19 protein-coding genes are annotated in these 21,303 nt (G+C 60.9%); 7 read left to right on the top strand and 12 right to left on the bottom strand.

Annotated elements, in window-relative coordinates:
• From AEQ67_RS07480 to pmbA, 4 genes are all read right to left on the bottom strand, one after another.
• Positions 1–429: a hypothetical protein gene (locus tag AEQ67_RS07480; RefSeq protein ID WP_059403247.1), complete on the bottom strand. Its 429-nt coding sequence runs from the start codon at positions 427–429 to the stop codon at positions 1–3.
• 27 nt (positions 430–456) lie between these two features.
• The gene (locus AEQ67_RS07475) at positions 457–1,833 is read right to left on the bottom strand and encodes a class II fumarate hydratase (RefSeq protein ID WP_059403246.1); all 1,377 of its coding nucleotides are present in this window, start codon (positions 1,831–1,833) and stop codon (positions 457–459) included.
• Positions 1,814–2,221: a hypothetical protein gene (locus tag AEQ67_RS07470; RefSeq protein WP_059403245.1), complete on the bottom strand. Its 408-nt coding sequence runs from the start codon at positions 2,219–2,221 to the stop codon at positions 1,814–1,816. Before AEQ67_RS07470 ends, AEQ67_RS07475 begins: the two co-directional genes overlap by 20 nt.
• A gap of 218 nt (positions 2,222–2,439) precedes the next feature.
• Positions 2,440–3,786 (bottom strand): metalloprotease PmbA, encoded by a 1,347-nt coding sequence (gene pmbA / locus AEQ67_RS07465; RefSeq protein ID WP_059403244.1) that lies wholly within the window; start codon positions 3,784–3,786, stop codon positions 2,440–2,442.
• 108 nt (positions 3,787–3,894) lie between these two features.
• Between pmbA and yjgA the strand changes: the two genes are divergently transcribed.
• A complete protein-coding gene (yjgA, locus tag AEQ67_RS07460; RefSeq protein ID WP_059403243.1) occupies positions 3,895–4,419 on the top strand; it encodes a ribosome biogenesis factor YjgA in 525 nt (174 codons plus the stop codon).
• 115 nt (positions 4,420–4,534) lie between these two features.
• Here yjgA and tldD read toward each other — a convergent pair whose 3' ends face one another.
• From tldD to mreB, 8 genes are all read right to left on the bottom strand, one after another.
• Positions 4,535–5,977 (bottom strand): metalloprotease TldD, encoded by a 1,443-nt coding sequence (gene tldD / locus AEQ67_RS07455; RefSeq protein WP_059403242.1) that lies wholly within the window; start codon positions 5,975–5,977, stop codon positions 4,535–4,537.
• Between the two features lie 12 nt (positions 5,978–5,989).
• The gene (locus AEQ67_RS07450; RefSeq protein ID WP_059403241.1) at positions 5,990–6,844 is read right to left on the bottom strand and encodes a carbon-nitrogen hydrolase family protein; all 855 of its coding nucleotides are present in this window, start codon (positions 6,842–6,844) and stop codon (positions 5,990–5,992) included.
• 178 nt (positions 6,845–7,022) lie between these two features.
• Entirely contained in the window at positions 7,023–10,826 is a 3,804-nt protein-coding gene (locus AEQ67_RS07445) for a YhdP family protein (RefSeq protein ID WP_059403240.1), read from the bottom strand.
• Positions 10,827–10,901: 75 nt separating this feature from the next.
• Positions 10,902–12,359, bottom strand: coding sequence for a ribonuclease G (gene rng, locus AEQ67_RS07440; RefSeq protein WP_059403239.1), 1,458 nt, complete (start codon positions 12,357–12,359; stop codon positions 10,902–10,904).
• A 57-nt stretch (positions 12,360–12,416) separates the two neighbouring features.
• Positions 12,417–13,013, bottom strand: coding sequence for a Maf family protein (locus tag AEQ67_RS07435; protein ID WP_059403238.1), 597 nt, complete (start codon positions 13,011–13,013; stop codon positions 12,417–12,419).
• A gap of 44 nt (positions 13,014–13,057) precedes the next feature.
• The gene (gene mreD / locus AEQ67_RS07430; protein ID WP_059403237.1) at positions 13,058–13,549 is read right to left on the bottom strand and encodes a rod shape-determining protein MreD; all 492 of its coding nucleotides are present in this window, start codon (positions 13,547–13,549) and stop codon (positions 13,058–13,060) included.
• Positions 13,549–14,682: a rod shape-determining protein MreC gene (gene mreC, locus AEQ67_RS07425; protein WP_082377789.1), complete on the bottom strand. Its 1,134-nt coding sequence runs from the start codon at positions 14,680–14,682 to the stop codon at positions 13,549–13,551. Before mreC ends, mreD begins: the two co-directional genes overlap by 1 nt.
• A 143-nt stretch (positions 14,683–14,825) precedes the next feature.
• The gene (mreB, locus tag AEQ67_RS07420; protein ID WP_002555108.1) at positions 14,826–15,863 is read right to left on the bottom strand and encodes a rod shape-determining protein MreB; all 1,038 of its coding nucleotides are present in this window, start codon (positions 15,861–15,863) and stop codon (positions 14,826–14,828) included.
• A 210-nt stretch (positions 15,864–16,073) separates the two neighbouring features.
• On the opposite strand from mreB, the gene gatC reads away from it, so the two are divergent.
• From gatC to AEQ67_RS07390, 6 genes are all read left to right on the top strand, one after another.
• Complete coding sequence (gatC, locus tag AEQ67_RS07415) at positions 16,074–16,361, top strand: Asp-tRNA(Asn)/Glu-tRNA(Gln) amidotransferase subunit GatC (RefSeq protein ID WP_007901429.1); 288 nt, start codon at positions 16,074–16,076, stop codon at positions 16,359–16,361.
• 16 nt (positions 16,362–16,377) lie between these two features.
• Positions 16,378–17,829, top strand: a complete 1,452-nt coding sequence (gatA, locus tag AEQ67_RS07410) for an Asp-tRNA(Asn)/Glu-tRNA(Gln) amidotransferase subunit GatA (RefSeq protein WP_059403235.1) — start codon at positions 16,378–16,380, stop codon at positions 17,827–17,829.
• Between the two features lie 10 nt (positions 17,830–17,839).
• Positions 17,840–19,285 (top strand): Asp-tRNA(Asn)/Glu-tRNA(Gln) amidotransferase subunit GatB, encoded by a 1,446-nt coding sequence (gene gatB, locus AEQ67_RS07405; RefSeq protein ID WP_059403234.1) that lies wholly within the window; start codon positions 17,840–17,842, stop codon positions 19,283–19,285.
• 137 nt (positions 19,286–19,422) lie between these two features.
• Complete coding sequence (locus tag AEQ67_RS07400) at positions 19,423–19,797, top strand: septal ring lytic transglycosylase RlpA family protein (protein ID WP_059403233.1); 375 nt, start codon at positions 19,423–19,425, stop codon at positions 19,795–19,797.
• 50 nt (positions 19,798–19,847) lie between these two features.
• A complete protein-coding gene (locus AEQ67_RS07395; protein ID WP_059403232.1) occupies positions 19,848–20,918 on the top strand; it encodes a calcium/sodium antiporter in 1,071 nt (356 codons plus the stop codon).
• Entirely contained in the window at positions 20,905–21,285 is a 381-nt protein-coding gene (locus AEQ67_RS07390) for a carboxymuconolactone decarboxylase family protein (protein WP_059403231.1), read from the top strand. The genes AEQ67_RS07395 and AEQ67_RS07390 overlap by 14 nt, the downstream gene beginning before the upstream one ends.
• The last annotated feature ends 18 nt before the right edge of the window (positions 21,286–21,303 follow it).

Genomic DNA, 21,303 nt, shown 5'->3' with positions numbered 1-21,303 from the left:
TCAATGAACTCCATGATGTAGGGGCGCAGGCGAGGCGGCGCCCATATGCAGCAAGCGATGGGTGCGCGGGTACTCGCCGTGTTCGCTGATGAAATTCAGCAGCTCGACGTAGGTTTTGCTGCTCTGGCGCAGCGCTGCTTCACGCAGTGCCGGTGCCAGCCGTGAGTCCTGCATGGTCTGTAGCAATCGCTGATGGATGGCGCAGAGATACTCGGCGCTCTCCTCCGGCTGGTTAAGACGCAAATGCAGGTCGGCCAGGTTGTGGTGAGAAATCACGCAGGCCGCCACCGCTTCGTCGGCATCCGCCCAGCGCTCGAACAGCACCTGGGCCAGGGCCAATGCCTGCAAGTAAGCCTCGCGGGCATCGACCAGTTCACCCAGCATGAAACAGCGATTTGCTCGTTCGATCGTGCGTTTCCAGTGCTCCATGGTGAGCCTCCAAAGCGGTTGCGGTGATTACACGCCGCCTGCGGTGAGCTTTTCCGGATTGAGCAACTCTTCCAGTTGGCTGCGCGACAGGTCGGTGTGTTCCAGGGCGACATCAATCACCGGACGGCCTTGCTGATAGGCCTTCTTGGCGATCTCCGCGGCTTTTTGGTAACCAATGATCGGGTTGAGTGCGGTCACCAGAATCGGGTTGCGCGACAGCGCTTCCTTGAGCCTGGACTCATTGACCTTGAAGCTGGCAATGGCCTTCTCGCCAAGCAGATGGCTGGAATTGGCCAGCAACTCGATACTGCTCAGCAGGTTCTGGGCGATGATCGGCAGCATCACGTTCAGTTCGAAATTGCCCGACTGACCGGCGATGGTGATGACCGTGTCATTGCCAATAACCTGCGCGGCGACCATGGCGGTGGCTTCCGGGATCACCGGGTTGACCTTGCCAGGCATGATCGAAGAACCCGGCTGCAAGGCTTCGAGTTCGATTTCACCGAGACCGGCCAGCGGGCCGGAGTTCATCCAGCGCAGGTCGTTGGCGATTTTCATCAACGAGACCGCTGTCGCTTTAAGCTGCCCGGAAACGGCAACGGCCGTGTCTTGAGAGCCAATCAGCGCAAACAGATCCTTGCCTGGGGTGAATTGAACGCGAGTCAGCTCGCTCAGTTGTTGACTGAAACGCCCGGCAAATTGCGGATGCGCGTTAATCCCGGTGCCCACCGCCGTGCCGCCCTGAGCCAGGGATTGCAGACTCGGCAGCAAATCCTGCAGATGGCCGATGTTGGCCTTGAGCTGTTGCGCCCAACCGTTGAGCACCTGGCTCATGCGCACCGGCATCGCGTCCATCAAGTGAGTACGACCGGTTTTGACGTGGTGATGTACTTCCTCTGCCTTGCGCTCGATCACCTGCACCAGGCGCACCAACGCCGGCAGCAGTTGCTCATGCAACGCCAGTGCGGCGCTGACATGGATCGTGGTCGGGATGATGTCGTTGCTGCTTTGGCCGCAATTGACGTGATCGTTGGGGTTCACCGGCTCGCCAAGCAAACGGCTGGCCAGGGTCGCGATGACTTCGTTGGCGTTCATATTGGAACTGGTGCCGGAACCGGTCTGGAAAATATCCACCGGGAAGTGCTGCATGAAGTCGCCCTGGAGAAGGCCCAGGGACGCATCAACGATGGCCTTTCCCTGGGATTCGCTGATTTGTTGGAGTTCGACGTTGGCCCGGGCGGCGGCGGCTTTTGCCAGGATCAACGCGCGAATGAACTGCACGGGCATCGGTTTACCGCTGATCGGGAAGTTATCCACCGCACGCTGGGTCTGTGCGCCGTAGAGGGCGTCTACCGGGACCTGAAGCTCGCCCATGCTGTCGCGCTCAATACGAGTCTTGTTCATCAGAAAATCCTTGCACCAGTTCGTTTAGGGGAATCGAGGGCTGCAACTCGCAGGTCGCCAGTTGCCAGGTGTAGCTTTGCCAGCGCTTGAGGCGGCATTTGCACAGAGAGAGGCGTTCGAGTTCGCGCAGTGGGCGCCAAGCCTGGTCGAGACAATAAGTACGCCAGTGCCACGGCAGCGCGACGTCGGCGGCGGTGTCGAGCAATAAACGGAAGGAGGTTTCAGCGATGGTCCAGGCCGACGTTGCCGTGCAACAGGCGAGATACCGGCCTTCAGCCAGGTAATGTTCGATCAGGCGGGGCTCGTCAGGGTCCATTGCGCAACGGATCTGGCGACTCATCCAGCGCCAGCTTTCGAGGTAAGGCTGCTCGTGCAAGGCAGAACTCATGATCCGGGGCTCATTCGGTAATGAGATTTATTATTAGATGATAATGAGAACCAAAACAACCCCGAAACGAAGATCAACAGATCGCAGCCTTCGGCAGCTCCTACAAGGAATGGTGAATTTTCTGTAGGAGCTGCCGAAGGCTGCGATCTTTTGATCCTGAAAAAAAAGGCGCGCCATCCCGTAAGATGGCGCGCCTTTTTGCTTATCGGTCGGGAGGTTTAGCTACCGGCCACGGTCATCCGCTCGATCAGTACCGAACCGGTGCGAATGTTGCTGCGCAGTTCCAGGTCATTACCCACCGCAACAATCTGCTTGAACATGTCGCGCATGTTGCCGGCAATGGTCACTTCCTGGACCGCGAACTGGATTTCGCCATTCTCGACCCAGTAACCCGCCGCGCCACGGGAGTAATCGCCGGTGACCATGTTCAGGCCCTGGCCCATCAGCTCAGTGACCAGCAAACCACGGCCCATGCGCCGCAACAGGGCTGCCTGGTCTTCGTCGCCATGGGTGACGAACAGGTTGTGCACGCCACCGGCGTTGGCAGTGCTCGGCATACCGAGCTTACGACCGGAGTACGTGCCGAGAATGTACGACACCAATTCGCCCTTTTCGACGAACGGTTTGGCGTAGGTGGCCAGGCCATCACCATCGAAGGCCGAACTGCCCATCGCGCGCATCAAGTGCGGACGCTCATCGATGGTCAGCCATTCCGGGAACAGTTTCTGACCCAGCGTACCTTCAAGGAACGACGATTTGCGATACAGACTGCCGCCGGAAATCGCCGAGAGGAAACTGCCGAACAAGCCCCCGGCCAGTTCCGCGGAAAACAACACCGGCACTTCGCAAGTCGGCACCGGACGCGCGCCCAGTCGGCTCGCCGCCCGTTGTGCGGCACGCTGGCCGATACTCACCGGGTCGGCCAGCAAGGTGCCCTGACGGTTCACGTCGTACCAGTAATCGCGCTGCATCTGGCCATCGGCCTCGGCGATCATCACGCAACTCAAGCTGTGGCGCGTCGAGGCATAACCACCGATGAAACCGTGGCTGTTGCCGTAGACGCGGCAGCCCTGATGCGTGCTGAGGGTAGTGCCGTCGGCGTTCTTGATGCGGCTGTCGGTGGCAAACGCCGCCGCTTCACACGCCAGGGCCATCTCGATGGCTTGTTCCGGGGTGATGTCCCATTCGTGGAACAGGTCGAAATCCTGCAGGTCCTTGGCCATCAACGCGGCATCGGCCAGGCCTGCGGCTTCGTCTTCCGAGGTGTGCTTGGCAATGGCCAGCGCCGCCGCGACGGTTTCGCGAATCGCTTCAGGACCACTGGCCGAGGTGCTGGCCGAGCCCTTGCGCTGACCGACGTACAAGGTGATGCCAAAGCCCTGATCGCGGTTGAATTCGACGGTTTCGACTTCACGCTGACGCACCGAGGTCGACAGGCCCTGCTCCAGGGACACCGCCACTTCACAGGCACTGGCGCCCTGGCGCTTGGCTTCAGCGATGATCTGCTCGACTTGCTCTTGCAGTGCCGGCAACGCTTGTGGGCCGACGCTTTCAACTGCACTCATGCTGTTCTCCACTCAAATTCTGCTTTCGGTTAAGGCCTTCGAGCGACCGGGCCGGACAAGCGGCCCCCGACTGGTTATCATGGCGGCGTTTCTTTGCGGACGGCCACCATGGTTGATTCTTACGACGACTCCCTCGATACGGGAGAAAAAAGCAAATCCCAGGTTAAACGCGAGCTGCATGCTCTGGTTGACCTCGGCGAACGCCTTACAACGCTCAAGCCTGACTTGCTGGCAAAACTGCCGTTGACCGACGCCATGCGCCGGGCCCTGGCCGATGCGCCCAAGCACACCGCGAATATCGCGCGTAAACGGCACCTTATGTTCATCGGCAAACTGATGCGCGATCAGGACACTGACGCCATTCTGACTTTGCTCGATCAACTCGATGCCTCCACTCGGCAGTACAACGAACGTTTCCATGGCCTGGAACGCTGGCGCGATCGTTTGATCGCAGGCGACGACGGCGTCCTGGAGAAGTTCGTTGTCGACTACCCGGAGGCTGATCGCCAGCAATTGCGCTCCCTGATCCGTCAGGCCCAGCACGAACTGGCGACCAACAAGCCACCGGCATCGAGCCGTAAAATCTTCAAGTACATCCGTGAGCTGGACGAGACTCAACGCGGTCTGCGCTGAGCCCCGCCCATCCCTGTAGGAGCTGCCGCAGGCTGCGATCTTTTGATTCTGCTTTTGATTTCGTAAAACCAACGTCAAAAGATCGCAGCCTGCGGCAGCTCCTACAGGGATATCTTCATGCGCCTGTGCCACCCACAGTGATCGCATCGATTTTCAGCGTTGGCTGGCCGACACCCACCGGCACCGACTGCCCATCCTTGCCACACGTCCCGACGCCGCTGTCCAGCGCCAGATCGTTACCGACCATCGACACTTTGCTCATGGCTTCCGGCCCGTTGCCGATCAACGTCGCGCCTTTGACCGGGGCGGTAATCTTGCCGTCTTCGATCAGGTACGCCTCGCTGGTGGAGAACACGAACTTGCCGCTGGTGATGTCCACCTGTCCGCCGCCGAGGTTGGCGCAGTAGATGCCGCGCTTGACCGACTTGATGATTTCTTCCGGATCGCTTTCGCCCGCCAGCATGTAAGTGTTGGTCATGCGCGGCATCGGCAGGTGCGCGTAGGATTCGCGGCGACCGTTACCGGTGCGGGCCACGCCCATCAGGCGGGCATTGAGCTTGTCCTGCATGTAACCCTTGAGTACGCCGTTTTCGATCAGCGTGGTGCACTCGGTCGGGGTGCCTTCATCGTCGACGCTCAAGGAGCCGCGACGCCCGGCGAGGGTGCCGTCATCGACGATGGTGCAGAGCTTGGACGCAACCATCTCGCCCATGCGCCCGCTGTAGGCGGAACTGCCCTTGCGGTTGAAATCGCCTTCCAGACCGTGGCCAACTGCCTCGTGCAGCAGCACGCCGGACCAGCCGGAACCGAGCACCACCGGCAACGTACCGGCCGGCGCCGGAATGGCCTCAAGATTGACCAGCGCCTGACGCAGCGCCTCACGGGCATAGCTCATGGCGCGGTCTTCGCCGAGGAAATAACGGTAATCGGTACGACCGCCACCGCCATGACCGCCGCGCTCGCGACGGCCGTTCTGCTCGACGATCACACTGACGTTGAAACGCACCAGCGGCCGCACATCCGCCGCCAGGCTGCCATCGGTGGACGCCACGAGAATACGTTCCCAGACACCGGCCATGCTCACGGTGACTTGCTGGATACGCGGGTCGAGCGCGCGAGTCGCAACGTCGATGCGCTTGAGCAATTCGACTTTCTCGGCGCGGGTCATCACTTCCAGCGGATTGTCCGGCCCGTACAACTGGGCGACGTCCTGGGTGGTGAACGCCTGCACGGTGCCGTTTTGCCCGGCGCGGGAGATCGAGCGGGCCGCGCGAGCCGCCGCGCCCAAGGCTTCCAGGGTGATCGCATTGCTGTAGGCAAAACCGGTTTTTTCACCCGATTGCGCCCGCACGCCGACGCCTTGGTCGAGGTTGAAACTGCCTTCCTTGACGATGCCGTCTTCCAGCGCCCAGGACTCGGAAATCTGCCCCTGGAAATACAGGTCGGCAGCGTCGATGCCCGGGCCGGCCAGATCGCCGAGCACGCCTTGCAGGCTCTCGATCGTTACGCCGCCGGGCGCCAGGAGGTGTTCACTGACTGAGGACAACAACTCGCTCATATGCTTTACGCCTTAAATTCGTCGTTCTGAGGCAGGTCGCTGGGCGCCCTGCGAGAAAAAGCGCCGGTGACTGGACACCGGCATCCGCGCCCTGATGGACGCCTGTTCGCTGCTGTCGCGTTCGGCCAGCAGCACGGCCTCGCCTTGATCCTGTTGCGCCAGCACACGACCCCACGGGTCGATGATTGCGGCATGCCCCCAGGTTTCTCGCGGTCCCGGATGGGTCCCGCCCTGGGCAGCCGCGAGCACATAACATTGAGTCTCGATGGCTCGCGCGCGAATCAGCACATCCCAATGCGCCGCGCCGGTCACCGCTGTAAACGCTGACGGCGCGGTAATCAATTCCGCCCCGGCAGCGCGTAATTCACTGTAGAGCTCGGGGAAGCGCAGGTCATAACAGACCGTCAGGCCAACCCGACCAACGGGCGTGTCCGCCACGACCACCCCACTGCCATAAGCATAGTCATCGGATTCACGATAACGCCCGCGAGTGTCCGCCACGTCGACATCAAACAGATGCAGCTTGTCGTAGCGCGCCACTGTCTCGCCCTGATCGTCCACCAGCAACGAGCAGGCATGCACTTTGGCCGTCGGCTGATCCACCGGCGGCAACGGCAATGTACCGGCCACTATCCATAACTTGAGGTCGCGGGCGGTCTGTTTCAACCATGGCAGGATCGGACCTTCACCCAACGCCTCGGCGCGGCCGATCTCGGCGATGTCGCGACGGCCCATGGCGGCGAAGTTTTCCGGCAGCACAGCCAGCTTCGCGCCACCGGCGGCCGCTTGTTCAAGCAGACGACGGGCCTGGGCCAGATTGGCCAGCACATCGCTCTGGCTGACCATTTGAATCACCGCAACTGACATGGCCGTTTCCTTATCGGGAATCAATACATCCCTGTAGGAGCGAGGCTTGCCCGCGAAGGCATCTTGCCTGACACACCGCGGTGCGTCGGTTCGCGGGCAAGCCTCGCTCCTACAGGAATCAGGGACGGGGCATCAGAGCCCAGACCCATGCTACTCCATAGGCGTGGAAAGAGGCTTTTCAAAAAGGCTTGTCGAAGGTGATTTTCGGCTCTTTCCAAGGACCTTTGACGGTGTATTTGCCGCTGGCAAAACGGGCCACGCGATCCCCGATCAGCTTGCCGATCAGGAACAGCGCCCCGCCGATGGCCGGTGCGCCGACGATCAGCGCGGCAATCGGCAGGTTGTTGGTCACCGGCAAGGTCACCAGCAATTTGGCATCGATCTGATCGCCCACCAGGTTCAGGGTGCCATTGAGTTCGACATTGCTCGAAGGGCCGGTCATCTGAATCGGCTCACGGGTCACATAAACCCCATTGGTCGCAACCAGCAACCCTTTGACCCGGTCATAGCTCAGGCCTTTGCCAAACAGGTCGGAGAAGTCCAGGCGCAGGCGGCGGCCGATGGAGTTGAAGTTGAGCAATCCAAATACCCGCAACGCCTGAGCACTGCCCTCGACCTCGACAAACTGGCCTTTATTCAACGAAGCATCGAGGGTTCCGGAGAAGCGCTTGGAAGCCAGCCAGGCTGGCGAACCGGGCCAGCGTCCATCGACATCCATATGAAAGTCTTCGCTGGTGACACTCGGCGCAAAGCCCCAGCCCTTGAGCACATCGGCGAGGTTTTTGCCGCTGATCCGGCCCTTGTACCAACTGCTGCTGGAGCCCGGCGTGCCTTCCCAGCCACCGGTGCCCTGCAAGAGGATGCCTTTGAGACCCAGGTCCAGCGTGTTGAGCGCAATGCCCTTGGCCGTCGGACGGACTTTCAGATACCAGGCGCCGACCAGGTCCTGCCCTTGGAACAACTGGTTGATGGTGATATCCAGCGCCGGGATTTTCGTCGGGTCCACCGTAGCCAGCGGATCCGGCGAGTTTTCGTCGGCCAACACCGTCGGATCAGGCGCCGGCAAACGTACGTATTGCAGATTGATTGCAATCGGCGTGGCTTTCGCATCAGGGAGGTTGGCGGTGCCCTTGACCTGCTGACTGTCGAGTTGCAAGGCCCACGCCGCCGGCTTGCGGTTCAACTGCACCGACGCCTGATCAAGAGTGGTGCCGATACCGCTGAGCTTGCCGACCTTGAAATCCGCACTGCTGAGCAACTGTTTGGCGCTGCCGCCCGGATCCTGGCCGGCATACTTGTCGACCAGATCCTTCCACGGCCCCACATCCAGTTCCGACAGCACGCCGCGCACGCGCAGGCCCTTGGCGCCTGGCAACACGGCATTGCCGCCACCTAGGTACAACTCACCGCGACCGTCGGCGAAATTGCCGGGCGGCGCCGCAAACGTGAAGCTCGCCAGCTCACCGTAGTTCACCCAATAGCGCCGCTCCGGCCCTTGCAGCGTCATGCGGAACGTAGTGTCACACCCGACATCCGCCGCCATGCCGAACGGCGCCGGCAAATCCACTGCCACGCCTTTCAGGTTCGAATTGACCGTCAACTGGCTGTCGGCGCCATCGAGGTTCAGTTGCAGCTGATAGGGAATCAAACCGGACACCGGTAACGGCTGAGTGACGCTCAACCAGTCGGTGAGCTTCTTGACCTCGACCTGACCGGAGGCAGTGACACGGGTCTTGATATTACCCGGGCTGCCATCGGCAAAAATCTGTGCAGTGACCGGTTTATCGAAGGCCCGCGCGGTGATGTTCTGCCCGCTCAACCCCTTGGCGCTGTCGAAGCGGAAATCGCCTTTGAGCTGAGTCAGCTCCAGCGCTGGTTCGGCCAGTTTCAGCCGCGCCTTGGCCGTCTTGAAGTCGACCAGGATCTTCGGCTCCTCTCCTTTGACCAGTGGAATATCAAGCTTCAGTTTGCCTTGCAGATCACCCTCGCCTTCCCAACCGGCAAAGGTCTCGGCGGTGCCAATCGGTGCTTGCTGAAGAATTTTCAGGCCATCGCCCAGTCCTCCGGCGAATCCACCATCGAGGAACAGGTGCACGCTTTGCCCGGCAGGCGCGTGGGGAATGTTGACGTAAATATCGCTGACCTGGGTATCGAGCAACTGGCCCTTGCTGGCCAGGATCCGCACGCCGCTGTCTTCGACAAACACGTCACCCGTGACTTTGCTGACATGCGGCCAGCCAGGCTGGAAGGCCAACTCGGCATCGTGAACCTTGAAGAACAGGCTGATGCTGCGGGCGGTGTCCTCCGCCCCATGGTTCAGCGAACCCTGGTACTGGAAGAAGCCTTGGTCCACCGCGCCTTTAAGAATCGCGGTACGCAGCCATTCGTCCAGCGCCGGGCTGAGCATTGTCGGCAGGTATTTGGCGGTGTACTTGCCGTCACCGTCCACCAGGCCGACCCGCAAGTCCATGTAATCTTCCTGGGTGTGATCGAAATGCAGGCGGATCAGGAAGTCGCCGGCAATCTTGCCCTCTTCACCCAGCACCTTCAGGTACGGCGCGATCAGGGTGAAGCCTTCTTTGTCGAGCTTCCAGGTCAACGTGGCGTTGGCTTGAAGGTATTGCCATGGCTTGGCGAAAATCGGGTCGAGGTGCAAGACGAAGTCTTTGCTGTCCATGCGCAGCTCGCCCTTGCCGAGGTCGCCGCTGATGCTGCCGCTGACATTTCGTGCCGCCGGCGCGCCGTGATAGGCGTCGAAGCCGACCCGGTCGAGGTTAGCGGCAAAGCTGAACTTGCTGTCGTCGGTGGCGTTGGGCCGGAAGTCGATCAGCACGTTGCGCAAACCACCCGTTACCTTGAGTTTCTCGACGGCGGTGGCGACGCCTTCCGGCAGCGGCCCCAAGGCATTCAGCAACGGAGTGATCGGGGTCAGGTCCAAGCGGTCGGCTTGCAGATGCCAGAGCTCTTCGGTTTTGTCGGTGGCGGCGCTTTGCTTGAGTTGCAGGTGCGACTCCCAGCGGGTCTCGCCGAAGTTCATCGCCAGGGAATCCAGCGTCACCAGCACGCCTTCGGAACTGCGCTGGAAATAACCGTTGAGCGCCAGATTGTTGATCTGGATCGGCTTGCGCTCGGCGTAGGCGCCCTTGAGTTGCGGCGCATTCAAGCGGATCGCAGCACTTTGCAGCGCGCCTTTGTCCCAGTTCACCCAGAGCTCGCCGCCAGCCTTGATCTCGGAAAAATTCCATTGCCGGGTCACACGCCCGGGCAACCATTTCGACCAATCGCTTTGCGGCAGGCTCAGATAGGCATCCGCCTCGCCGTCCTTCCACTCGCTGGCGCGTAAACGAGTACGCAGACTCATCGCCACTGGCTGGCCGTCGGGCAGGGTCAATCGAGCGTCGAGGCGCTGGCGGGAGGCACCGGTTTTCAGATTCAGACCGACGTAGGTCAAGGTCAGCGGCGGATGATCCAACGGCTGCAAGGTGACCTGGCTGTCGAGCACCGACAACTGCTGGACCATCTGCATGCGATTGAGCAGCTGCTCCGGGTCCAGCGGCTGGTCTTGCTGCACCGGCAAACCTTCCAGCGCCCATTGACCGTCTTCACCTTCCTTTAGGCTGATCTTCAAGCCGCTGAGTTCCAGATGCGCGATGCGCACTTCGCGGGCCAGCAGACTTTCCCAAAGATCCGGCACCGCACGCACTTGATCCAGGCGCAGGGCATTGGCGCCCTCGCCGACCATCACGTCGTGAGCCAGCAGGATCGGCGCAAAACCGCTCCAGTTGCCGTCCAGTTCGCCGATATGCAGCGGCATGCCCAAGGCCGCGCTGGCCTTGATTTCAACTTCGGCACGGTATTCGGCCACTAATGGCGTCAGCTCTCGGCCGAGGCTGACGTACAACGCCATCAACACCAAGACCAACGCGCACAGGCCCAGACCCCAGCGGGTCAGTGCGGCCAAAATGCGTGTCAGACGTTCCATGTCAGTTGGCTCCCATGGCGAAATTAGTGCAAAAAGCTGAAGCCAGCTGTTCTAGTCGGGTTAAAACACAGGGATTCAGAGCAGCACCACGTCGTATTGTTCCTGGGAATACATGGTTTCCACCTGGAACCGAATGGTGCGGCCGATAAAACCTTCCAGCTCGGCGACGTTGCCCGATTCTTCATCTAGCAAACGGTCGACCACTTTCTGGTTCGCCAATACACGATAGCCTTCCGCCTGATAGGCACGCGCCTCACGGAGGATTTCGCGGAAAATTTCGTAGCAAACGGTTTCCGGGGTCTTCAGCTTGCCGCGGCCCTGACAACTGCTGCACGGTTCGCACAGCACTTGTTCGAGACTTTCGCGGGTGCGCTTGCGGGTCATCTGCACCAGGCCCAACTCGGTGATGCCGATGATGTTGGTCTTGGCGTGATCGCGCTCCAGTTGCTTCTCGAGCGTGCGCAGCACCTGACGCTGGTGTTCTTCATCTTCCATGTCGATGAAGTCGATGATGATGATCCCGCCGAGGTTGCGCAGGCGCAGTTGGCGGGCGATTGCGGTGGCGGCTTCGAGGTTGGTCTTGAAGATGGTTTCTTCCAGATTGCGATGACCGACGAACGCCCCGGTGTTGACGTCGATGGTGCTCATGGCTTCCGCCGGGTCCACCACCAGGTAACCGCCGGACTTCAGCGGGACTTTGCGTTCGAGGGCTTTCTGGATTTCGTCTTCGACGCCGTACAGGTCGAAAATCGGCCGCTCGCCCGGATAATGCTCCAGACGATCGGCAATTTCCGGCATCAGTTCGGCGACGAACTGTGTGGTTTTCTGGAAGGTTTCCCGGGAATCGATGCGGATCTTCTCGATCTTCGGGCTCACCAGGTCACGCAGGGTGCGCAACGCCAGACCGAGGTCTTCGTAGATCACACTCGGCGCGCTGATGGTTTTGATCTGCTCGTTGATCTGGTCCCAGAGGCGGCGCAGGTAGCGGATGTCCATGAGGATTTCATCGGCGCCGGCACCTTCGGCGGCGGTGCGCAGGATAAAACCGCCGGCCTCCTTGATGCCTTCCTTGGCCACGCAATCGGTGACCACTTGCTTGAGGCGTTCGCGCTCGGCTTCGTCTTCGATCTTCAGGGAAATGCCGACGTGGGCGGTGCGCGGCATGTACACCAGATAGCGCGAGGGAATCGACAGCTGCGTGGTCAGGCGCGCACCTTTGGAGCCGATCGGGTCCTTGGTGACTTGCACCACCAGGCTCTGGCCTTCGTGAACCAGCGAGCTGATGCTTTCCACGGCCGGGCCTTCGCGCAGGGAAATTTCCGAGGCATGAATGAACGCGGCGCGGTCCAGGCCGATGTCGACGAATGCCGCTTGCATGCCCGGCAAAACCCGCACGACTTTGCCTTTATAGATGTTGCCGACGATCCCACGCTTTTGCGTGCGTTCGACGTGGACCTCTTGCAGAACACCGTTTTCAACCACCGCCACGCGCGATTCCATCGGCGTGATGTTGATCAGGATCTCTTCACTCATGGCAGGGTCTCGTTCAGGCATGTTCACGATAATGGCCGCATCTTGTCAGTACGACGCTCAGCGCGCGTTAAGGGTTTGCCAACAGGGTATGCCGAAATGGCCGAGCAGCTCCGAGGTTTCGCACAGCGGCAATCCGACCACCGCCGAGTAGCTGCCATTGAGCCCGGCGACAAACACCGCACCCAGTCCTTGAATCCCATAACCACCGGCCTTGTCTCGCGGTTCGCCACTGGCCCAATAGGCCGCTGCTTCATCGCGAGCAATGGGGCGAAAACGCACCAGGCTTCGCACAACCCGTGACTCACAACGTTCACCATCAAGCACGGCAATGGCCGTCAGCACTTCATGTTCTTGACCGGCCAGCATCATAAGCATGGCGCACGCATCGGCTTCGTCCACTGGCTTGCCGAGAATTTTCCCGTTCAGCACCACAGCGGTATCAGCACCCAGCACGCAAAACGCTGCGTCGGACACGACCGCGCCGCGTCCGGCTTCAGCCTTGCCGCGCGCGAGGCGCTCGACATAGGCCGAAGGGGATTCATTGTTTAAAGGGGTTTCATCGATGTCCGCACTGATGGCGGAGAACGGCACGCCGACCTGCGTGAGCAGCTCACGTCGACGCGGTGAGCCTGAAGCGAGGTATAGCTGTTTCATCAAGACATCTCCCTTGTCGAGGTGCGGGCCCATGCCTGACCGAATTAGTTGATTTTGTAGCGTCGACGCAAACCACGCAAACCGTAGCTGATCCAGGGCCAGAGCAATGCACTGACCAGTGCCGGCAGGACCAGCGCCAGCGTCGGTTGACGGTTGCCTGTCAACGCACTGAGCCACAGTTGAACCAGTTGCGCGAGACCGAAAATCACCAGGATCACCAGGCTCTGTTGCCACATCGGGAACATGCGCAGGCGCTGTTGCAGCGACAGCACCAGGAACGTGATGAGTGTCAGGATCAGCGCGTTCTGCCCGAGCAGCGTGCCGTAGAGCACGTCTTCGGCCAGGCCCAGGCACCACGCGGTGACCATGCCGACTCTCTGTGGCATGGCCAACGCCCAGAAGGCCAACAGCAAGGCCAGCCACAACGGGCGGAGGATTTCCATGAATTGCGGCAGCGGCGAAACGCTGAGCAGCATGCCGATGGCGAAGGTCACCCAGACGATCCAGCCGTTTCGGGATGCAGTAGCACCGACCATTATTCTCGTCCCCCAGTGGTAGCCGGCGCGGAGACAGGCGGTTTGGCAGCAGGCTTCACGGCAGCGGGTTGCGCTGCGGGCGGCTTGGTTGCGGCAGGTTTCGGGGCAGCGGGCTGGGCCGGTGCTGCGGCAGCAGGTTTGGCCGGCGTTGCAGCAGGGGCCGCGGCTGGCGCTGCGGGTGCTGCTGGCGCGGCAACTGCAGCCGGGACGATGGCCGGTTTCGGCACAGTCGCCGGAATGATCGGCCCACCACCGTGCTGGTCCAAAGCTTCCTGAGCCTGGGCGGCTTCATTGGCGCGCTCTTCGGCTGTACGGCCGTCACTGAACACCAGCAGCAAGTAACGGCTGCGGTTCAAAGCGGCGGGCGGCACGGCGCGGACAATGGCAAACGGCTGACCGGAATCGTGAATCACTTCCTTGACCGTCGCCACCGGGTAGCCCGCCGGGAACCGCTGACCGAGACCCGAGCTGACCAGCAGATCGCCTTCCTTGATATCGGCAGTGTCTGCAACGTGACGCAACTCCAGGCGCTCCGGGTTACCGGTGCCGCTGGCAATCGCCCGCAGACCGTTGCGGTTCACCTGAACCGGAATGCTGTGGGTGGTGTCGGTCAGCAGCAGGACGCGGGAGGTGTACGGCATCAACTCCACCACCTGGCCCATCAGACCGCGGGCATCCAGCACCGGTTGGCCGAGGACCACACCGTCGCGCTCACCTTTGTTGATGATGATGCGATGGGTGAAGGGGTTGGGGTCCATGCCGATCAACTCGGCCACTTCGACCTTCTCGTTGACCAGCGCGGAAGAGTTGAGCAACTCGCGCAGCCGAACGTTCTGCTCGGTGAGGGCGGCAAGCTTTTGCATGCGCCCCTGCAACAGCAGGTTTTCAGTCTTGAGTTTTTCGTTTTCGGCGACGAGTTCGGTACGGCTGCCAAACTGGCTGGCCACACCTTGCCATAGCCGCTGCGGCAGGTCGGTGATCCAGTAAGACTGCATCAATACCAGCGACATTTGGCTACGCACTGGCTTGAGCAGTGTGAAGCGGGCATCGACCACCATCAACGCGATCGAAAGCACGACCAGCACCAACAAGCGCACGCCCAGTGAGGGACCTTTCGAGAAAAGCGGTTTAATAAGCCGCTCCTCCCAGGCAAATGTTCTCTTTACTCATACGGCATCAAACCGGCCTGGATGCAGACTGACAGAAGATAAACGCCAACAGGCAGCACTGCAAAGTGCTGCCTGCGCGCTCAACAGCATAGAGGCAAACCGGCGATTTATTCGCTGGAGAGCAGGTCCATGGTGTGTTTATCCATCATTTCCAGAGCACGGCCACCGCCGCGAGCAACGCAGGTCAGCGGGTCTTCGGCAACGATGACCGGCAGACCGGTTTCCTGGGCCAGCAACTTGTCGAGGTCACGCAGCAAGGCGCCACCACCGGTCAGCACCAGGCCACGCTCGGCGATATCGGAAGCCAGTTCCGGAGGCGATTGCTCCAGCGCACTTTTCACAGCCTGAACGATGGTGGCCAGGGACTCTTGCAGAGCTTCCAGCACTTCATTGGAGTTCAGGGTGAATGCGCGTGGAACGCCTTCGGCCAGGTTACGGCCACGAACGTCGACTTCGCGAACTTCGCCGCCCGGGTAGGCAGTACCGATTTCCTGCTTGATGCGCTCGGCGGTGGATTCGCCGATCAGGCTGCCGTAGTTGCGACGCACGTAGGTGATGATCGCTTCGTCGAAGCGGTCGCCGCCAACCCGTACGGATTCAGCGTAAACCACACCGTTCAGGGAGATCAGCGCGATTTCAGTAGTACCACCACCGATATCGACAACCATCGAACCGCGTGCTTCTTCAACCGGCAGGCCGGCACCGATCGCAGCGGCCATTGGCTCTTCGATCAGGAACACTTCACGGGCACCGGCACCGAGGGCCGATTCGCGGATGGCACGACGCTCAACCTGGGTGGACTTGCATGGAACGCAGATCAGCACACGAGGGCTAGGCTGCAGGAAGCTGTTTTCGTGAACCTTGTTGATAAAGTATTGCAGCATCTTTTCGCAAACGCTGAAGTCGGCAATCACGCCGTCCTTCATCGGACGAATGGCAGCAATGTTGCCCGGCGTACGGCCGAGCATGCGCTTGGCCTCGGTGCCGACAGCAACGACACTTTTCTGGTTACCGTGTGTCCGAATAGCCACAACCGATGGCTCATTCAGAACGATTCCGCGCTCGCGCACGTAAATAAGGGTGTTGGCAGTGCCCAGGTCAATGGAAAGATCGCTGGAAAACATGCCACGCAGTTTCTTGAACATGGGGAAAGGACCCTAGGCAACGCGTGGGTAAAAAAGTGCGGCAAACTCTAACAACGACAGGGATTTTGGGCAAGGCGCCAATATGTTAAATTGGCCGCTTTTCTGTGCACCAACCCCCACAATCGCGGCCTTATGACCGTAGAAATGCGGTAGTGTTCCGACAATCTAACACACGGACGCCGTCCGTTCTGTTTTCCACTGGAGATTCCCATGGCGCTTGAACGCTCCGACGTGGAAAAAATCGCTCATCTGGCCTGTCTTGGCCTCAATGATGCCGATCTTCCACACATCACTTCGGCCCTGAACAGCATTCTCGGGCTGGTCGACGAAATGCAGGCGGTCAATACTGACGGTATCGAGCCGCTCGCCCACCCACTGGAAGCCAGCCAGCGCCTGCGTGCAGACGTCGTGACCGAGACTAATCATCGCGAGGCCTATCAGTCCATCGCACCAGCGGTCGAAAACGGCCTGTACCTGGTTCCGAAAGTCATCGACTAAAGGGAAAGAGCCTGCAATGCATCAATTGACTCTGGCCGAGATCGCCCGCGGACTCGCCGATAAAAAGTTTTCTTCCGAAGAGCTGACCAAAGTCCTGCTGGCGCGCATCGCCCAGCTCGATCCGCAGCTCAACAGCTTCATCAGCCTCACCGAAGACCTGGCGCTGGCGCAGGCGAAAGCCGCTGACGCACGCCGGGCCAACGGTGAGAACGGCGCCCTGCTCGGCGCGCCGATCGCCCACAAAGACCTGTTCTGCACCCAGGGCATCCGCACCAGCTGCGGCTCGAAGATGCTCGACAACTTCAAGGCACCGTACGACGCGACCGTGGTCGCCAAGCTGGCCGCTGCCGGGGCCGTGACCCTGGGCAAGACCAACATGGACGAATTCGCCATGGGTTCGGCCAACGAGTCGAGCTACTACGGCCCGGTGAAAAACCCGTGGAACCTGGAACACGTCCCGGGCGGTTCGTCCGGTGGTTCGGCGGCGGCGGTTGCCGCTCGTCTGCTGCCTGCGGCCACCGGTACCGATACCGGCGGCTCGATCCGTCAGCCCGCTGCACTGACTAACCTCACCGGCCTGAAACCGACGTACGGTCGTGTTTCGCGCTGGGGCATGATCGCTTACGCCTCCAGTCTCGACCAGGGCGGCCCGTTGGCGCGCACCGCCGAAGACTGCGCCATCCTGCTGCAAGGCATGGCCGGTTTCGACCCGCAAGACTCCACCAGCATCGACGAGCCCGTGCCTGATTACAGCGCCAGCCTCAACGGTTCGCTGCAAGGCCTGCGCATTGGCGTGCCGAAGGAATACTTCAGCGCCGGTCTCGACCCGCGCATCGCCGATCTGATCCACAACAGCGTCAAGGAGCTGGAAAAGCTCGGCGCCGTGGTCAAGGAAATCAGCCTGCCGAACATGCAGCACGCGATTCCTGCGTACTACGTGATTGCGCCCGCTGAAGCTTCTTCCAACCTGTCGCGTTTCGACGGCGTGCGTTTCGGCTATCGCTGCGAAGACCCGAAAAACCTGATCGACCTGTACAAGCGTTCCCGTGGCGAAGGTTTCGGCCCGGAAGTGCAGCGCCGGATCATGGTCGGTGCCTACGCGCTGTCCGCCGGTTACTACGACGCCTACTACCTGAAGGCGCAGAAAATTCGTCGTCTGATCAAGAACGACTTCATGGCTGCCTTTAATGAGGTCGACATCATCCTCGGCCCAACCACGCCGAACCCGGCCTGGAAGCTTGGCGCCAAGAACAGCGACCCGGTCGCTGCGTACCTGGAAGACGTCTACACCATCACCGCCAACCTCGCCGGTCTGCCGGGCTTGTCCATGCCAGCCGGTTTTGTCGATGGCCTGCCGGTCGGCGTGCAACTGCTTGCCCCGTATTTCCAGGAAGGTCGCCTGTTGAACGTTGCCCATCAGTATCAGCAAAACACTGACTGGCACACCCGCACCCCAACCGGCTTCTGAGGAGAAACACATGCAATGGGAAGTCGTGATCGGGCTGGAGATTCATACCCAGCTCACCACCCGGTCGAAAATTTTTTCCGGTAGCTCCACCACGTTTGGCTCCGAGCCGAACACCCAGGCCAGCCTGGTAGACCTGGGCATGCCCGGCGTACTGCCGGTGCTGAACCAGGAAGCGGTGCGCATGGCGGTGATGTTCGGCCTGGCGATCGATGCCGAGATCGGCCAGCACAACGTGTTCGCCCGCAAAAACTATTTCTACCCGGACCTGCCCAAGGGCTACCAGATCAGCCAGATGGAATTGCCGATCGTCGGCAAGGGCCACCTGGACATCGCCCTGGAAGACGGCACGGTCAAACGCGTCGGCATCACCCGCGCGCACCTGGAAGAAGACGCCGGTAAAAGCCTGCACGAAGAATTCAACGGCGCCACCGGCATCGACCTGAACCGCGCCGGCACACCGCTGCTGGAAATCGTTTCCGAGCCGGACATGCGCAGCGCCAAGGAAGCCGTAGCTTACGTCAAGGCGGTCCACGCGCTGGTGCGTTACCTGGGCATCTGCGACGGCAACATGGCCGAAGGTTCGCTGCGTTGCGACTGCAACGTGTCGATCCGTCCGAAAGGCCAGGTTGAATTCGGTACGCGCTGCGAGATCAAGAACGTCAACTCGTTCCGTTTCATCGAGAAGGCGATCAACACCGAAGTGCAGCGTCAGATCGAGTTGATCGAAGACGGCGGCCGGGTGATCCAGCAGACTCGCCTGTACGATCCGAACAAGGACGAAACCCGTCCGATGCGCAGCAAAGAGGAAGCCAACGACTACCGTTACTTCCCGGATCCGGACCTGCTGCCGGTGGTCATCGAGAACTCGTTCCTCGACGACGTGCGCGCGACCCTGCCGGAATTGCCGCCACAGAAACGCGAGCGCTTCCAGGAACAGTTCGGCCTGTCGGTCTACGACGCCAGCGTCCTGGCCACCAGCCGTGAGCAAGCCGATTACTTCGAGAAAGTCGTGAGCATCAGCGGCGACGCCAAGCTGGCGGCCAACTGGGTGATGGTTGAACTGGGCAGCCTGTTGAACAAGCAAGGCCTGGACATCGAGCAGTCGCCGGTCTCGGCCGAGCAACTGGGCGGCATGTTGCTGCGCATCAAGGACAACACCATCTCCGGCAAAATCGCCAAGGTGGTGTTTGAAGCGATGGCCAACGGCGAAGGCAGCGCGGACGAGATCATCGACAAGCGCGGCTTGAAGCAAGTGACCGACACGGGTGCGATCTCGGCGGTGCTGGACGAAATGCTCGCGGCCAACGCCGAGCAGGTCGAGCAATACCGCGCGGCCGACGAAGCCAAACGCGGCAAGATGTTCGGCTTCTTCGTCGGCCAGGCCATGAAAGCCTCCAAAGGCAAGGCCAACCCGCAACAGGTCAACGAACTGCTGAAAAGCAAGCTCGAAGGCTGATTGCAATCAATGGTGCGGGTGGGATGTTGCGTCCGACTCAAACCCCGTGGGAGCGGGCTTGCCCGCGATGGCGGTGTATCAGATACATTGCCATCGCGGGCAAGCCCGTTCCCACATTTGTTTCAGGGAAACCGTTTATGAAGCGTCTGCTCAGTGCCTGCGCCCTGCTCTCTTTGCTGGCCGGTTGTGCCAGTAACGATGTCATCGATCCGCACGGCTACGACAAGACCGGCATGGCGTCCTATTACGGCGCCAAACACCAAGGCAAGCGCACCGCCAGTGGCGAGCGTTTCAACAAGAATTCCCTGACCGCTGCCCATCGCCAGCTACCCTTTGGTACGCGGGTGAAGGTCACCAATCTCAATAACGACAAATCCTGCGTGGTGCGCATCAACGATCGTGGGCCACATACCCGTGGGCGCCTGATCGATCTTTCACACGAGGCCGCCGAACAACTGGGTATGCTCAGGAGCGGCACCGCACGGGTGCGCGTGCAAGCCCTCGACGACTGACAGACGGAGCCCCGACCATTTTCGGACTAGCCGATATCCCCCTGATCAGCCTGATCGAATTGCTCAGCGGCCTGGTCTTGCTGATCGCCGGCGCCGAGCTGATGGTGCGCGCTGCCGTGCGCCTGGCTGCGCGGTTGCACGTGCGACCGCTGATTATCGGCCTGACCATCGTCGCCCTTGGCAGCAGCGCACCGCAGATGGCGGTCAGCCTGCAAGCGACCCTGGCGCAAAACGCTGACATCGCTGTCGGTAGCGTGATCGGCAGCAGCATTTTCAACATCCTCGTGACCCTCGGCCTCTCGGCGCTGATCATCCCGCTGCGGGTGTCGCGGCAACTGGTGCGCCTGGATATTCCGCTGATGATTGGCGCCAGCCTGTTGGTGTTCGTACTGGCGTGGAATGAAGAGCTGACCCGAACCGATGGCGTTCTATTACTGGCAGCCATGGTGCTGTATCTGGGCTTGCTGCTGCGCCAGTCGCGGCACTCGGCCCGTCCGCAATCGACCACCCACGATACCCCGCAAGCGCCCTGGATCAGCAGCCTGCTGATGATCGTAGCCGGACTGGCGATGCTGGTGTATGCCGGGCACTTGTTGTTGGGCGCTGCGGTGGCGGTCGCCACCGACCTGGGGCTGTCGGAACGGATCATCGGCCTGACCATCGTTGCCGTCAGCACGTCCCTGCCGGAACTGGCCACCTCGTTGATCGCCGCGTTGCGCGGTGAGCGGGAGATCGCCGTGGGCAACGTGATCGGCAGCAACCTGTTCAACCTGCTGGGCGTGCTCGGTTTCACCGCGCTGGTCGCCCCGTCGCCATTGTCGGTCTCGCCCAACGCCCTGGATTTCGACCTGCCGGTGATGCTCGGCGTCGCGACGCTGTGCCTGCCGGTGTTCTATTCCGGTTACCGGGTGACCCGCGCCGAAGGTCTGCTGTTCCTCGGTTTGTATCTGGCTTACGGTCTGCACGTGGTGTCATTCACCACCGGCATGCCGCTCGCCGGCAAGCTTGAACACCTGATGCTGTTTTTCGTCCTGCCGGCGCTGGTGGCGTTTTTGCTGTTCACGTCGCTGCGCGCCTGGCGTCGCCAACACCAAAAGAGGGAATTGCATGACCGAGAATAAAAAACCTGGCGTTGAAGTCCGCCGCCAAGTGATGGGCGATGCCTTCGTCGACCGCGCACTGGGCAACGCCACCGAGTTCAGCCAGCCGCTGCAAGACTTCGTCAACGAGCACGCGTGGGGCAGCGTCTGGAATCGTGAGGGATTGCCGCTGAAAACCCGCAGCCTGATCACCCTCGCCGCGCTGACCGCGTTGAAGTGCCCGCAAGAGTTGAAAGGCCATGTGCGCGGCGCGCTGAACAATGGCTGCACCGTGGAAGAGATTCGCGAGACATTGCTGCATTGCGCGGTGTATGCCGGTGCGCCGGCGGCGATCGATGCGTTTCGGGCGGCGCAGGAAGTGATTGATAGCTATCAGAAGCCGGAGTAACAGCCTGGCTTTTGCAGT

Origin of the sequence: Pseudomonas sp. RIT-PI-q (assembly GCF_001297125.1) — a bacterium.
GTDB lineage: Bacteria > Pseudomonadota > Gammaproteobacteria > Pseudomonadales > Pseudomonadaceae > Aquipseudomonas.
This window is presented reverse-complemented; position numbering and strand designations above follow the sequence as displayed.